11 protein-coding genes are annotated in these 16252 nt (G+C 41.5%); 9 read left to right on the top strand and 2 right to left on the bottom strand.

Features of this window, described 5'->3' with window-relative positions:
- The first annotated feature begins 84 nt into the window (after nucleotides 1-84).
- The 4 genes from PY091_RS11520 to PY091_RS11505 are packed head-to-tail and all read left to right on the top strand — an operon-like array spanning nucleotide 85 to nucleotide 4482.
- Nucleotides 85-393 carry a hypothetical protein gene (locus PY091_RS11520; RefSeq protein ID WP_275649804.1) on the top strand — a complete coding sequence of 103 codons (309 nt, stop codon included), beginning with the start codon at nucleotides 85-87 and terminating at the stop codon, nucleotides 391-393.
- 51 nt (nucleotides 394-444) lie between these two features.
- Nucleotides 445-639 (top strand): hypothetical protein, encoded by a 195-nt coding sequence (locus tag PY091_RS11515; RefSeq protein ID WP_275649803.1) that lies wholly within the window; start codon nucleotides 445-447, stop codon nucleotides 637-639.
- Nucleotides 640-667: 28 nt separating this feature from the next.
- Entirely contained in the window at nucleotides 668-2125 is a 1458-nt protein-coding gene (locus tag PY091_RS11510) for a proton-conducting transporter transmembrane domain-containing protein (protein WP_275649802.1), read from the top strand.
- Nucleotides 2122-4482, top strand: a complete 2361-nt coding sequence (locus PY091_RS11505; RefSeq protein WP_275649801.1) for a DUF2309 domain-containing protein — start codon at nucleotides 2122-2124, stop codon at nucleotides 4480-4482. The genes PY091_RS11510 and PY091_RS11505 overlap by 4 nt, the downstream gene beginning before the upstream one ends.
- Nucleotides 4483-4637: 155 nt before the next feature.
- Here the strand turns inward: PY091_RS11505 and PY091_RS11500 are convergent, their stop codons facing one another.
- A complete protein-coding gene (locus tag PY091_RS11500) occupies nucleotides 4638-5978 on the bottom strand; it encodes a hypothetical protein (RefSeq protein ID WP_275649800.1) in 1341 nt (446 codons plus the stop codon).
- Nucleotides 5979-5995: 17 nt separating this feature from the next.
- Complete coding sequence (locus PY091_RS11495; protein ID WP_275649799.1) at nucleotides 5996-8413, bottom strand: TonB-dependent receptor; 2418 nt, start codon at nucleotides 8411-8413, stop codon at nucleotides 5996-5998.
- 123 nt (nucleotides 8414-8536) lie between these two features.
- On the opposite strand from PY091_RS11495, the gene PY091_RS11490 reads away from it, so the two are divergent.
- The 5 genes from PY091_RS11490 (at nucleotide 8537) to PY091_RS11470 (ending at nucleotide 16136) form a co-directional block, all read left to right on the top strand.
- Entirely contained in the window at nucleotides 8537-9523 is a 987-nt protein-coding gene (locus PY091_RS11490) for a helix-turn-helix transcriptional regulator (protein WP_275649798.1), read from the top strand.
- Between the two features lie 326 nt (nucleotides 9524-9849).
- Nucleotides 9850-10461 carry a hypothetical protein gene (locus PY091_RS11485; protein ID WP_275649797.1) on the top strand — a complete coding sequence of 204 codons (612 nt, stop codon included), beginning with the start codon at nucleotides 9850-9852 and terminating at the stop codon, nucleotides 10459-10461.
- Complete coding sequence (locus PY091_RS11480; RefSeq protein ID WP_275649796.1) at nucleotides 10458-13223, top strand: TonB-dependent receptor; 2766 nt, start codon at nucleotides 10458-10460, stop codon at nucleotides 13221-13223. The genes PY091_RS11485 and PY091_RS11480 overlap by 4 nt, the downstream gene beginning before the upstream one ends.
- A gap of 11 nt (nucleotides 13224-13234) precedes the next feature.
- On the top strand, nucleotides 13235-14401 hold the full coding sequence (locus PY091_RS11475) for a DUF4249 domain-containing protein (RefSeq protein WP_275649795.1): 1167 nt from the start codon (nucleotides 13235-13237) through the stop codon (nucleotides 14399-14401).
- A 10-nt stretch (nucleotides 14402-14411) separates the two neighbouring features.
- Entirely contained in the window at nucleotides 14412-16136 is a 1725-nt protein-coding gene (locus PY091_RS11470) for a hypothetical protein (protein WP_275649794.1), read from the top strand.
- Nucleotides 16137-16252 lie beyond the last annotated feature (116 nt).

The following is a 16252-nucleotide window of genomic DNA, read 5'->3' as shown; positions in this document are numbered from 1 at the left end:
ATGTATAGCATTATAAATATAAATAAAAATATATGAATTGTTTGCCCAACCTTTGCACTCGGAAAAAAATAAACCACAGATTCAATGGAAGCAAAAGTTTTAAAGGAAGTCGCAACAGATGAGAGAAAAATCCAGTTGGTGGATGGAACATTTACCCCAACGGAAGCGTCCGATGTGATCACGGCCCTTATTGATGAAAAAATAAATTTTCACAAGATCCAAAGGTTGAAGATTTGGGAGGGCAACCATTTGAGCACAACCAAATTTCTTGATAGTCGCATAGGGGAATTGGAGCAAGAAAAATCAGTTGCTCGAAATATCATTGACCAAGCTCGGACCAAAGGGAAGAAGATCGCCATCACCGGTATATTGGAGATGAAATACGTGGACTAACATCAATCAAATCGATTTCGGCAATTAAAAGTAAATCTAAAATTCCAACACATGAAAAAATTATCCAACATCTTCCAAGTGATACTGGCCATAACGGCTATGATCGCATTGGTTGTGATGTCTTACATGAATGAATCCATTTTTATGGACCGTATTTTACCATGCTGCTTCATTTTGGGGGTGATCATTTTAGCCAGATTTAGAAATGGGGTAAATAGGGTTGTGCCCGACAAAAAGATCCAATAACGATTTGTTTAAATCCAATCAAATAACAATGACGCAAATAGCAACTATACTCATACCGCCTTCCAAAAGAAACAAAGCAACCGGGTTGACCCCGGTTTTATTTTGGCTTGTTTTTATTTCACAATTGGTTTTTGGGGCAGCTTATTTTCCTGAAATACCAGAATGGAAGTTTTGGGGCCTGTTCCGGGTCAACGGTTTCACTTTGTTGATATCGACCGTTGTAACCTTTTTTTGTGCCATTATTAGCACATACGCCAACTCCTATTTTAAGCGTGAGCGACAAAGGTCCAAGTTCATGTTGTTGTGCATCGCCTTTACCTCGGCAGTACTGTTGTTTTTGATTTCCGATCATTTGGTCCCATTGCTTTTGGGTTGGTTTATGATGGGATTTGTTATGGCCTCATTGATTGGTCTTGATACCAGTTGGGGCGAAGCGCGAGAAGCGAGGCTTCTAGCACAGCAATATTTTTTGGCAAGTGGTGTTTCTTTGAGCTTTGGATTGTTGCTATTGGCCGCATATCATAATGTAATCACGTTGAGCGATCTTATGGCTTCCGTGGACCAAACGCCCTATTTTTTGGTCCTTATTACTGCATTGTTCATCATAATCGCTGCATTGATACAGTCCGCTATTTTCCCATTTCATAAATGGCTGCTTTCATCCATGACCGCTCCTACGCCCGCTTCGGCACTTATGCATGCGGGATTTGTTAACGGATCTGGGATTTTATTGACACTTTTGGCCGCTATCATTATCGAGTCCCAAACCATGAATATTCTCTTTGTCATCGGGGGGCTTACAGCAATCGTAGCTCAATTTGCAAAATTGATACAGGTAAATGTAAAGCAACGTTTGGCCTGCTCCACCATAGCACAAATGGGTTTTATGATCATGCAATGTGGTCTGGGATTTTTTAATGCGGCCATAGCCCATTTGATCTTGCACGGTTTTTATAAAGCGTATTTGTTCTTGTCATCTGGAGAAGGAGTAAAACAGTCCACTCCTTTACAGCCACCGGTTATCCGCATAAAAGCATTGGACGCATTGATTGTACTGCTGTACAGTATTCTTGGCGCCTTCCTTTTTGCTAGATTTACAGGAAAAGGAATGGATTGGGACAGCGGCATCTTCCTAACGTTGATCGCTTCCATTGCAGTTGGGCAGGCAACCTACAATATTGTTAAACAGCATTTATTTACAGGAATCCAAAAGATTGTTTTGCCGCCAATTCTATTCGTGGCCGGAATCGGGGCATATGCCTTAATGTACAAATGGGTGTCGACCTTTATGGTCGGAATGGAGGTAGTTGCGGTGCCAAGTCGGGTGTCCCCTCTACAATTAGGTTTTGGACTGATATTCTTGGTCGGTTTCTTTCTTATGAAGTTGGGCGTATACCGTCAGATACCATGGTTGTACATCAAATTGATGAACATCTCTCAGCCCAACAAAAGGACAATCTTAATGTATAAAACAAACATGCAATGAATCAATATTCTTTAGAAATAATCATTGAAAAGGCTTCCAATTATGTTGGCAACACTTGGCCATTGTATTCCTTTGTCACATCAAATCCCTTGAGCGGATATGAGGAATATTCTTTTGCCGATGCCGTTCAACAAGCACAAAAAAATCTTGGTACATCGGTATATCCAAAGGCAATCTTATACCGGAGGGCTTTGGAAAACGGAGAGATAGATATTTCTGAACTTAAGGATTTACTGGCAAAAAGTGGATATAAAAGATCTCCTGATTACTATTTGAAATTAATGGAGTCTGTGCAGGATACACTTACAACAAATCCACAGAACGATTTGGACAGGCTTATGGTGAAGTGGCTCTCTGCTTTTTTGGACGAAGGATTGGCAGAATGGGAAATGCCGTTCAAGTCACAAGGGTTTTACAAAGCTTGGAGAATGTTGGTACCCTACGATAACAATTTGAATTCGGTAAATGCCAAAGATATCCCCAAGACTTCTTGGGAAACGTTGGAAAATTTGTTGTCCGGTTATTCCAATGCACAAATATTGGACATTTTCAGAGTTCATTTGGCGGCTTTGCCAGGGTGGACGGGTTATATAAAGCACAGGGGTGAAAACCAACCCCATTGGCAGAACAAGTATCCTGTGGATTTGGAGCAGTACCTAGCTGTACGTTTGTGGACTGCCAAACATCTTGGGATGGAATTTCTGGTAAATACCGAACTTTCAGAGATGAACCATCAGGTATTGGAGCTCCAGCACATCTGGTTGAAATCTTGGGAGAAGAGCTGGCAATTGGAAATGGTCCGTATGCTCAAGGATAAGCCAGAGGAAGATGAAAATGAAAACAGAAAGGATGCTGTGCCGGATGCGCAAATGGTTTTTTGTATTGATACAAGATCCGAGCTGATTCGTAGGCATGTGGAATCTGCGGGGAACTATGAGACATTTGGCTATGCGGGCTTTTTTGGAATTGCCATGGATTATGAAAATACTACGGACGAAGTGGTTCAAAAATCCTGTCCTCCCATATTGGATTCAGTTTATAAGGTGACGGAAATGGCGACGAAGGATAATCAGGCCAAAAAAGATATTTATGACCGAAATGCAGCACGCACCAAGTTCTGGAACTACTTCCTAAAGCGGATGAAAAATATGCTGCCCTCCACTTTTGGTTTTGTTGAGGGGTCTGGTCTTTTTTATGGGTTGAACCTGGTCGCAAGAACCATTGCTCCAACAATATCCAAAAGACATACTAAGGTTGGTCATGAATCCATTTGTGAGCCGGAAATACAAAGTGCCCATTCAAATTCGGATATTCCAATACAGGAACAAGCAGCCATCGTAAAATCGGGATTCGACCTGATGGGTTGGAAATCTTTTGCTCCCGTGGTCGTTTTTGTGGGGCACGGGAGTCATTCCGCGAACAATCCCTTCGCATCAAGTCTGGATTGCGGTGCCTGTGCAGCTAGATCTGGTAAGCACAACGCTCGAATGTTGGCGAAAATGGCGAACAATGATCAGGTAAGGGAAGTTCTTTCCACTGAATTTGGAATAAAAATACCAAAAACCACCATTTTTGTGGGAGCCGAACATAATACAACTACCGATGAGATTGAATTGTTCGATGCAATGGTGCCCTTGTCACATCAACAGCTGGTGTCCAAGATCAAAACAGACTTGCAAAAGGCCCAGGTCTCCGCAACCCAAGAAAGGTTGGGAATTCCCCTAAACAGTGTGGCCCAGGCGCACATAAATGCTAACAATTGGGGTGAAACGAGACCAGAATGGGGGTTGGCGAAAAACGCAAGCTTTGTGATAGCGCCACGTAAAGTTACCATGCACCATAACTTGGATGGTCGTTGTTTTTTACATTCATATGATTGGAGAATGGACAAGGATGGCAAAGCGCTGGAAGCGATTATGCAGGGTCCGATGGTAGTTACACAATGGATCAATAACCACTATTATTTTGCAACGGTGGACAATGAAAAATTTGGGGCCGGAAGTAAGATTACCCATAACATTACAGGACAGTTCGGAGCTGTACAGGGCAATGGTGGAGACCTTAAGGTGGGACTGCCATGGGAGTCGTTGTACCATGATGATAATGACCCCTGCCACACTCCTTTGAGACTTTCCGTAGTTGTTCAGGCCCCTAAAGAAAGAGTGGATTCCATTCTTTCTCGGAACAAGAACTTAAAATTATTGTTGGAAAACGAGTGGATACACTTAGTTATAATGGACCCCATTGAGGAAGCCGAGATATTTTGGAAAGAAAATCAAATTTTGGATACCACAAAGACTGACCCAATATTGAAGAATAAAAGTGAACTGAGAGTCGGTGAATTAACAATTGTATAGGTGGGCAGCCTTACATCTCAATTCTGGGGCTGATTACTCATGTTGCTAAGTGATACATATTCCTAAAGAAACGATGAATGGTTGATTTAAATAAAAAGCTCCGTGAGATAGAGGCACATCTCACGGAGCAATTCGGATTTTGATACATCCTCAGGTTAAAAAGTCCCAATAAAGTGACTTCCTTCAACATTTACTAGCTCGGCCCCTTGGGTTACCTCGCCAGTTTCCGTGTCTATAATGTAAATGTTCCCATTTTCACCGACAGGGGCCTGGGTCACATAGATTTCTGTCCCATCCACTACAAAACCTTGATATTGGAACAGGTAAAAATCAGGGTCATAAGGAATGGCGTCAATACGCTGGGCCGTTTGGGCCTCCAAATCCACCAATGCGAAAAACCCTTGAGCACCGGCCACACCCTCAGCAGACCCGGCGTGACGGTAGGCCAAGACGGCTTTTCCATTTGATGCTGGCCTCCAGGCAAGTATATAGGCATCTTCTACGCCCAATGCTTCATCTAAATTAAAATCGTATGAATTGTCGTATTCGTTGTCAGCATCTATTTTTAGAATATGTGAACCATCTGGGTCGCCTTGATTGGCTTGGTACACACTGCTATTGTATAGAAATGCATTGATGCTTCGGTAACCATTGGTATTCCCATGACCAACAGTAGAAGTAATTACCGACGGGTTCAAGAGTGAAGGATAATCCAGTACAATGGTTTTTGATCCCAAGATCTCGTAGTCATTGTCCCTCTCCGCGGTCTCAGGGTCAACCTTACTTAACCGGGCCCCGATATATAATTTGTCACCGGCTTGGTTGAGTACCGGCATATCGATTCTGGAAATATAATAGCCCTGAGCTTCCTCTTCGGCACTCAAGGCAATGCTGTGCTCTTGGAATTCATTTATTTGTGAATTTGCAAGATCTAGGGTTAAAACTCCCATGGTGGCCTCTGTTCTCACATAGTTGTCATTTTCATCGAATTGATGCTCAGTGGACACATATACAGCTGAACCTGTCTGGTCTCCATCAAACAATTTGATCCATCTTGGTGCGGAACCCACATATGGTGCAATACTTATCTGTGTACCTGTTTGGGTAAAATTTTGACCACCCTCTACAGTATATTTGGTATAGTTTCCTCCGGTATCCCCGGCATAACTGATATTAAAAATGGTAGATCCATCTTCGGAAGATTGTAATCTTGCGGTTCGGTTGGATGGCACTATAAAACCGTTATCGAACGGTTCAATGGAAACGGTCGGGTCTTTTGCATCTTCACTGCTAATAGAGTAGATCAATGTTCCGCCGTTTCCATCCCCTGGATTTTCACCCATTCTGGCCGCAGCAACGGTGATCCATCGGGATTCTTCGACCGGATCTACAGGAGGCGGTGTTCCGCCGTTGTCGTCATCGCTGCAGGATACCAACAATGTGGTTAGGATCAGTATAGCTGGCAAATACTTCATATTTAATAAGTTGCGTCTCATTTTATAGTATTTAATAGTTAAATTGAATTGATTATATAGTTTAATTTTAGGTAGAATGCCCTACCTGGTTTTTGTACAGAAAGATTATCGTATACCGGTCTATCAAAAATGTTCTTGATGTCGAAACTCAGTATGAACTTTTTGTAGGGAAAGGTGTAACTGAACCCAAGATCTTGGGATAGTTGTTCCGGAACCTTGAAAAAATCATCCCCCACCGTATTTGAGCCTTGTGGAACCAGATAGGAGAACTCGCCGGTAAAATACATGGTATAGAAAAGGTTTAGTCTGGAGTTCTTCTGGATCAAATTGTTGAAAGCATATCGCAAGCTTCCGTTCATCGTGAAAAATGGGGTGTTGGGGACATCAATTTCAACACCTCTGTTTTCTACGGTCAGGTCAAATCGGGAGATGTTAAAATTCACTCCCAAGTTGTTATTGTAGGTATAATCCAATTGTGCGTCGAATCCAATGGAAGTCCCGCTGCCTTGGTTCACGTATAAGATCAGCTCATCGTCCACATTTAAGGATGTTTCTATGGGCAAGCCTATCCTATCCTTTATGTTTCGAACAAAAAAGTTGGTGGAAATACCAAAGTCATGTTTCTTTACCGAGAAGGTCCCAAGTCTAAACCCGAGGTTATAATTGTTGCTTTGCTCTGGATCTATACTCGAATTGGCCACAACGTTGTCACCATCATTACCAAAAATTTCGGTTTCGTTCGGCAGTCTTACCGCTTTTTCAGCAGATGAAAGCAAAGTAAGGTTTGGAAACAGGGCATACGAAAGTGCAAAACCATACCCTTCATAGGTTTTGTTGCTGCTTACTATTTCATCCACAATTTGATTGTTTCCTTCTGAATCCGTAACTATAGCCGGATCTATACTTGTGGTTTTTTGTTGGTAATATTTCCCGAACAAACTGGTTTTTAACCTGTTGTCGAAGGCATTTAATTCGTAGGTCAGGGAATAGATGTTTTTGCGCAAATCCCTTGTTCCACTGAACGTATTTTCAAGGACGGACCTTAGTTCATCACTGTCCTCCCGGTCAATGCCGTTGTAGACATGGTTGAGTAAAATTTTATTGTTTCTGTTTATGGCATAAGAAAGTCCTGTTCTTATAGAAGCCACATTTCTGTTGATCTTGGCCAAGGTGGGCCCGCCTTCTTGTTGGGAGCCCCATGAGTATTGGTATTCATTGCCCCTAAAGTCGATGGCTCTTTCACCATTCCAACTGTAAGCCCAGGCGACGGTATCGTTTACCGCACGGTTACGTTTGCCATAAAGGCCATGAATGCTCAGGTCCAAGCCTTTGGTGAAAAGGTCTCTTTTTTGATAGGTTAGATTTGCCAATAAAGCGTCAGATTCCATGAATCTGTCCTTATAGGGAGTTATGGTCATAAAGGCCCCATGTTGTACCTCTTTATAATCATCGGAACCTGTTATTCCAACAAAAAATTGATCGGCCCATTTTACATCGGTGTAACCGATTTGCACCATGCCCCCGGTGGATCTATACGCATCATTGAAACGTTTTGCGGTTATTGGTGTTTGTACTCCTCCGATTCCAGTAACCACGACGCTCCTGCCGGAAACTTCGTAATCGTTATCCGAGTAATTGTGAAAAACAGAAGCTTTTACGGTGAATCCGGATTTATCAAAACGATAGACACCATTTGCACTGGCTTGAAAGGTGTTGAATGAGCCGTAGGATACCGAGGCGTTAAAATTGTTCCTTGCTTCTTGGTGTAACTGGATATTTATGGCGCCTCCCAGCGCATCATCTGCCAAATGACCGGGTACGACCCCTTTGTAGACCTCGATCTGTTTGATCATGGAGGGGGGAATACTATTTAGGTTAAAGGAAGAGCCATATGTGGAAATGGGAATCCCGTCTATGAATATTCGAACGGCACTACCGGATAACCCGTTCAGTGAGTATTCCACATTGGAACCGAGACCTCCGTTTTGACGAATTTTTACCCCAACAGTGGTGTTCAATAATTCATTGGCCTGTATGTTCCGAAGGCCGGCCTCTTTGGTCTCGACGGCATTTACGGCGAAACCTTTTGTCTCCAGTTCGGTTTCCTTGGTCTTACCGTTCACGGTTACCCCTTCAAGGATTTCGGTGTTTTCCTTTAAAATAAAATTAGTTCTTACCCTCCTATTATCAGGTTGGGTTTCAATGGCCTTTGTGGCTTTAAAGTAGCCCACAAATGTAACGGAGAGGGTGTATTTGCCGTAAGGAACATTTATCTCAAAATTACCATCCGCATCCGAAAGTGTACCGTGGTCGGTTCCTTCCAAAACAATGGTGGCGTAGGTCAATGGTTGGCCGTCTTCCGATTGAATTCTCCCAAAAACAACTCCCTCGGAGTTGTTTTGCGCTTGTAGGGATATAATGCTCAAGAAGAGTACGGTAAAGAGGTGTTTGCCCATTTCAGTGTTAAAAGTATTATCTTTATTAAGATTTAATCTAAATAAATTAGATTTGCAAATCTAAAACGGGAGTTGGATGGAGAGGTACCGCAAAAGGAAGTTTTACATACGCAAAAGGAAGTAATGCAATCAATCTTAAAAAGCCATCTGTTCAGAAACAGTGTTTACCTCAAGGAATATCCGAAAAACTTTAGGGGTAAGGAGTTGGTAGAAAATTTGATACCGATTGACTTGGAGGATGTAGAGGGAGAAATTCATGAACAGCAATTGGATGGGATTTTTGTAGTGAGGAAGGACATCCGTTCAACCAAGGGCTATAGTTTTCAGGTGTCCAGTGATTTTTCGGTATTTGTGATTCATTTTGAGATTGCCGGCAACTTTAGATATGTGCCAAAGGACGGATCTCGACCTTTGCTGGAAATACCTTCTTTTCATTACAATATGTTTTACCTGCCCCGAGCCAATGGTACTTTGGAATACAAAGAGGGTTCGAGAAAGACCTTGGAACTGGTTTTTACCTCGGAATTAATCAAACAATTGGCAGGGGATGACTATGAAAAGGTTTGGGCCAATGTTAGTGAGGCCATAAATAGTGAAGAACCTTTTGTTTTTTGGAACAAGCCTCGCTCCATTACCCCGGAACTGGAACTTGTTTTGGATGAAATTACCAATTGTCCATTTCAAGGCAAGTTGAAACATACTTATTTACAATCTAAACTCGTAACACTTTTGGTAAATCTGCTGATCGAGGCCAATGGCAGGAGCAAGTCGTTGGTAAACCATAATTTGCCAAAATCCGATTTTGACAGTTTATGTATGGTCGAGGATTATATCAAATCCAATTTGAGCAGCAATCTTAACATTTCCGATTTGGCAGCGATAGCAGGTTTTAACGAATCAAAATTGAAAAAGGATTTTAAGCTTGTTTACGGTAATACGATTTTCAAATACATTACCCGTTTGCGCATGGAAATGGCAAGAAAACTGATAAAAAATAAAAGTATGACCATTGCCCAGGCTGCACACGAGGTCGGTTATGCCAACCCGCAGCATTTTACCAAGGCATTTAAGCGTACCCTCGGTTATTTGCCCAGTATTTTAAAGAAATAAGGGTGTGTAAAGGAATATAAATTTGACTCGGAAAAGTCAATTATAACATATCCTTTGTCAAATTTCAATTCGATTTAAAATTTGTTTACAAAAAGTTAAAAAAATAATACTGCATGAATTAATCGTAATCAAAATCCTATATTTACCATAGAACTATTCTTTTCATATTCACCAATCAAAAACCTCTAACCATCTCTCATTTTAGATTATCAGTGAATTATATTCTTGGGGTATCATTACTTGTTTTAATGTTGCTGAACCCTTTTTGTGCTCAGGGTCAAATGGTTGACAGCGACCATCAGGTGTATTCTGTTTTCGATTCAATCATGGGTGAACAAAACATGGAATTGTACAATGGACCCATATTTAGAGAAAGGCTTTCCACAGCCTCGACTACACACCCTTTTTTTTTACAAAGTGATTTCACCGAAGCAGATTTTGTTTTTGATGGTCAGCCCTATTTTGGACAGAATGTAAAATACCATGTTCACTTGGATGAGCTTTTGGCCACACCAAAATACAGGCCGACAGGATTGTTGGTGAGGTTGGTTAAGAACAAGGTGGAGGAATTTACAATTGAGGGCCATCGCTTTATAAAATTGGATGTAAATATAGAAGGTGCTGAACAGTACGGTTATGTGGAAGTGTTGGAAAGTTCAGGTGAAAACCTTCTATTAAAAAAATATACCAAAAAAAGAGTGGAGACCAGAAAAGAAAGCCAGGTAGTGATCGAGTATGAAGATACAGTGGATTACATTTTATTGTACCAAGGTGTTCTGGAAGACGCGAACTCAAGAGGAAATTGGAATTCTATATTCACAGAAAAAAAGAAAGATTTGCGCAGTTTTTTTAAGGAAAACAGAATTGCATATCGAACAGACAAGGATACATTCTTTAAGCTGCTGTTCAATAAACTGGTAAACTCAGTCCAAATATGAGGAAATGTTTAGTGTTGATTCTGTTTGCTTTGGTATCCAAAGCAGCCCACTCACAGGTTGGTGATAAGGAAATATCCATCACTTTTGATAATATATCACGAGCGGAAGCATTTGAGCAAATTAACTCGAGTTCGGATTTCAAGATTTTTTACCTAAAGGATTGGTTTACCGATAGCCTCATTCAAAAAAGTTTTGTTAGAAAGGATATTGGCTTCATTTTGGACGATTTATTGGAAGGAACCACGGTGAACTATTTTTTGTATCTACCGGACAAAGTGATACTCACGAATAACAATACCATCTACGGTAAGCTACCAGAAGGATTTTTCGGAAAGGATACCACCGAGGTGGAAAAGGTTACCGCGTCTCAAAAAGTGGCTCCGATTTTTTATGGGAACCAAGATAAGGTGGTCGCCAAAAGTATGGAGACCATACGAGTGGGTAGGGAAACAGGAACACGATCAAAGGATACATACATTCTATCTGGGAATATTACCAATTTTGAATCGGGCGATCCTATTCCGGATATGACGATATCTACCGAGAACAATCAATTGCTTGCAGTTACCAGTTTTGAGGGTTTTTATCGAATTGAGCTGCCTGCTGGTTCCAATATATTGAAGTTCAGGGCTTTGGGGATAGAGCGTTCTGAAAAGGAAATAATTGTATTTAATGATGGGACCTTGGATCTTGTGTTTGAGGAAAGCGTAGAACAGTTAGATGAGGTAGTGGTCCAAGGGGACATTTATAAAAACATAGAAGAAACCGTTAGTGGCACCGAGGAAATAGATAGCGAAGAAAGCAAAACAATCCCATTAGTTCTTGGGGAAAGGGATGTATTAAAGGTCGCTACCGCACTTCCGGGGATATCCTCTGCAGGGGAAGGAGCCACAGGATTTAACGTTAGGGGAGGAAAGGCCGACCAAAACTTGGTGCTTTTCGATGGTGCCACCTTGTACAACCCACAACACTTTTTTGGAATTTTCTCAGCGATCAACCCTTTTTCCATTGGTCAATTGGAAGTGTATAAAGGAAATATACCGGCAAAATTCGGAGGGAGATTGTCATCGGTGTTCGATATTAAAACTAAGGATGGTGACAATACCGAATTTAAAGGGGAAGCCTCTTTGGGACCGGTGACTGGTAATTTGGTTATGGAGACCCCGATAGTCAAAGGAAAATCATCCCTTATGTTTGGTGCCAGAGGGGCATATGCCAATTGGATTCTAAGATCCATGAAAGAGCAGTCGTTGAGCAAAAGCCGTGCATCATTTTACGATGGAATAATAAACTACACACACCAGGTAAACGAAAACAATAGGGTAAAGGCAACGGCCTATTACAGCAAGGATAACTTTAGTATTTCGTCCGACTCGCTATACATCTACGATAACCGACTTGTATCGTTGAGGTGGCAACATAGGTTCAATGACAAACATTTGTCCGAGGTGCAATTGGCCAACAGTAGCTATACCTTTAATATCGAGTATGAACGAGGTGCCAATAACGATTTTGATCTGGGCTATAAGATCAATGAGACGGAGGCACGGATAAATATGGATTACTTGCACAGTACCGACCTAAGGTTCAACTATGGCGTAGAAGGCAAATTATATGCCGTGGAGCCCGGTACTTTGGAACCTCTGAACGATGGGTCCTCCATTGAGTACAATTCATTGGAAAAAGAACGTGCCTTGGAGGCAGCGGCTTATTTATCGGCCAATTATAACATCACTAAAAAATTAGCAGTTGATCTGGGAATGCGATATTCAACCTTTATGGCCCTTGGGGAACAGACCCAGTACGAATATGAGGAGGGTGCTCCCAAGAATCAGGGAAGTGTTAGGGATACTATTCAATATGGCAACAACGAAGTAATAGAAACCTATGGTGGACCGGAGATTAGGGCGGGTGCGAGATATCTTATCACACCGAGCCTTTCCTTAAAAGCGGGTTATAACCGATCTATTCAATACGTCCATATTCTTACCAATAATACCACGATCTCCCCCATTGATACATGGAAACTCTCCGACCTCAACATAGAACCGCAAAAAGGCCACCAATATTCGTTCGGAATATTTAAAAACTTGGATGCCGATGCCTATGAGATAAGTCTGGAAGGGTTCTATAAAACAAGCAATAAAGTACTTGATTTTAAAACAGGAGCGCAATTGTTGATGAACGAGAACGTAGAGACCGAAGTGCTGCAGGGCGAAGGTAAGTCCTATGGTGTTGAATTCTTGATCAGAAAGAATAGAGGCAAGCTGAATGGTTGGTTGGGCTACACCTATTCAAGGTCCTTCTTGAAATTGGATAGCGAGTTTGAGGAAGAAAGAGTGAACAATGGAGATTTTTTTGCTTCCAACTTTGATAAACCACACGATTTGAGCATGGTCGCGAACTATAAGTTCACAAGAAGATTCAGTCTTTCCGCAAACTTTGTGTATCAAACAGGAAGGCCTGTAACCGTGCCAGTGGGCAACTTTACCTTTAACGATGCGGAATATGCGGTCTATAGTGACCGTAATAGTTATCGCATTCCGGACTTTTACCGATTAGATCTTGGTTTCAATATTGAAGGGAACCATAAGCTCAATAAAGTCGGGCATAGTTTCTGGACTATTTCGGTGTACAATGTCCTGGGCAGGAACAATCCCTACTCTGTATTTTATACCACGGAGAACGGAGATGTAAAGGCTTATAAAAGCTCAATTTTCTCGATTCCGGTGCCTTCGATAACATATAATTTTAAATTTTGAAATCTCTTAGCATGCCCACAAAAAACCATATCATCTTTTTGTTAGTAGCAGTAGTGCTGACTTTAAGTGCATGTACCGAGCCCTTTGAAGTAGAAACAACGGACTTTGAGGATATCTTGATCGTAAACGCGAGTATCACCACAGAGGCCAAACAACATGAGATTTATATATCCCGTAGCTATGAAGAAGGGGAAGATGAGGTTCAAGTGTCCGGAGCTACGGTCGAAGTGCTCGTAAACGGTGGTAGTACCATTGGTTTTGAGCAGACTTCACCGGGAATTTATACATCCAATACAGTGTTTGCCGCAGCACCGGGAGTAGACTATCAATTAAGGGTTGTTGACGAAAATGGCGAGGAGTTTACCTCTGGCCAAGTACAACTTACCGCACCAACCACTGTGGATGACATTAGGGCTAGAAGGATCACAAACGAAAATGGAGAAGATGGCGTGGAAATTTATGTGGATGGAACCTCAACAGGGGACAACGAAGGTTATTTTAGATACGAATACGAAGAAACCTATAGGTTTGAATCCTTTTATAAGCCTTTGCAGGAGTTAAGTGTCGTTACCGAATCACCACCACTGCTCGAAGTTGTCTATAAAGAAGAAGAAGAGCGGGTTTGCTATGTAACGGAAACCTCCAATTCCATACTGATCACGGAAACCAATAACCTATCGGAGAACAAGGTCGTGGATTTTCCAATTCGATTTATAGAGCGCAGGGATAGGCGGATTGCACATCGATACAGTATACTGGTTAAGCAATATGCCCAAACCAACGCATCTTACGAATTCTATCAGACCCTGAAAAGCTTTTCCAGTAGTGATAACCTTTTTTCCCAACCACAACCAGGACTTATTGTCGGGAATGTTCGCCATGTCAGTGATGACAGTGTTAAGGTAGTTGGCCTGTTCGAGGTGGTCTCCTTTACCACAAGGCGTTTCTTTTTCAGCTTTCAGGAGATATTTGGAAACGATATTCCCTATTTGGGAGACTGTGAATTTGAGCGGTACAGCTCACTTTCCGATCCGGAATTATTTCAAAGAATTACCACTGGTCAATATAAATACATTGGGGAAGATCCTCCATTTGTTTATCAAGTAGCACCTGCCAGATGTGTGGACTGTACGCTGTTTGGAACTAACGTAGTGCCAGATTTTTGGGAAGAACAATAATTTAAAGACAATGCCAAAAAAGTATTTGTTAAACATTACGGCCTTTTTTTTGTTTGTGGCTGCATTTGGCCAAAAGGACGCGGCGTATTCCAATTTAACCAATGGAATAGGCACCGAAGGTGTTTATGTACATTATAATACCAATCTGTTGTTTTCGGGTGAATACCTTAATTTTAAATTGTACGCACTCAGTAAAATAAATCAGTCTTTGTCCACTGCGAGCAAAATGGCTTATGTGGAGTTGTTGGATGAATCTGGGGAACGCAAGATTATTCAAAAGGTAAAATTGATAGATGGAATGGGACAGGGTGATATTTTTATTCCCACCAACCTGGATTCCGGATATTATACCTTGGTAGCATATACCGCTTACATGAAAAATTGGTCTACCGAAACATTTTATTCCGACGAACTGATCATATTGAATCCCTATACAAACGATCAAGAAATCTTTTGGGGAGACAAGTCTTTGTCAGGGAACAACGCTAGTGGAAGTACCGGGACAATTACGGATACAAGTTTGGAGTTGGTTTTGAACAAGGCGCTTTTTGGAACTAGGGAAAAGGTGGAATTAGAGTTGGTGCCCACATCAAATTATAAGGGTAATTATTCCATATCGGTTCGTAAAGTATATAAAGACTTGGATTACGGTGAGAGAACGTCACCTCGGGATTACACCAAGAAATTTACGGCAATTGATCCTAATCCTACTGGAGCAGAACATTTGCCAGAACTGAGAGGGGAGATCATCAAAGGGGAGATTTCGAGTAAAGATGGTCTGGAAACTACCAATAAAAAGGTTGTTTTCTCCTTGCCCGGTGAGGCGTACGAATATCGGATGGTATCTACCGATTCCGATGGAGTATTTATGTTCTCACTGGATTCCGAAAACTTGGACACCGAATCACTTTTTCAAGTTTGGGGAGCGGACAAGGAACATTATAGCGTAACGATTGATGATGTACCGGAAATAAAATATGCCAATAAGACCTCCAAACACTTCGTATTAGATAGGGAGATGAAGGATGTCATTGAAAAAAGAAGCACACATAACCAAATTGAAAACGCATATTTTAACAGTAAACCGGATACCGTATTGATAAACAACAACTTTATCCCTTTATACGGTAAAAGGTTTTTCGAATATGTGCTCGATGAGTATACTAGGTTCCCAACATTTAGGGAAACCTTGGTAGAGATCGTGGACAATGCATGGATTGCCAATAACGATGATGGTAAGCAGAACATATTTGTCCGTGATTTTGAGGCCACCAATATGGATGTGGGTTACTCACCATTGGTTATTGTGGACGGAATCGTAATCCAGGAACACGAGGACTTAATCAATTACGACATCAAAAGGGTCAAGGCCATACGTATTGCAAGGGACCAATTTGTAGTGGGTGGTCAAATTTTTCAAGGCGTTTTTGATGTGGAAACCTTTGATGCCGACTTTGCGGCCAACTACCAAAAAGGATATCTATATGGAATAGAGCTATTGAGGCCCGAACCTCAGAAAAAGTATTTTAAGCAAGATTATTCCAGCGATAGGTTTGCCGAAATACCCGATTTTAGGCATCAGCTGTTATGGCAGCCAAACTTTGCCCTTGAAGATTCTACAATAGCATTGGAATTCTATACTTCAGATTTAGAGGGAGAGTTTGAAGTGGTAGTAGAAGGTTTTACTGAGCAAATGCAGCCGGTCAAGGTAGTAAAACGTTTCAACGTTCAATAATTGCCTTTTCGGAGTTCTTAAAATATCTGTTTCAGGATAGTCCTGCTTCATGCTTTTTTAACCCCTTCTTGATGATAACATCATTTTTGGACGATAAAATCGTTTCAATTTTGACA

It is taken from the genome of Flagellimonas okinawensis (assembly GCF_029194005.1).
Classification (GTDB): Bacteria; Bacteroidota; Bacteroidia; order Flavobacteriales; family Flavobacteriaceae; genus Flagellimonas; species Flagellimonas okinawensis.
Note: the sequence above shows the minus strand (reverse complement) of the source record. Positions and strands in the feature narration are given on the sequence as shown.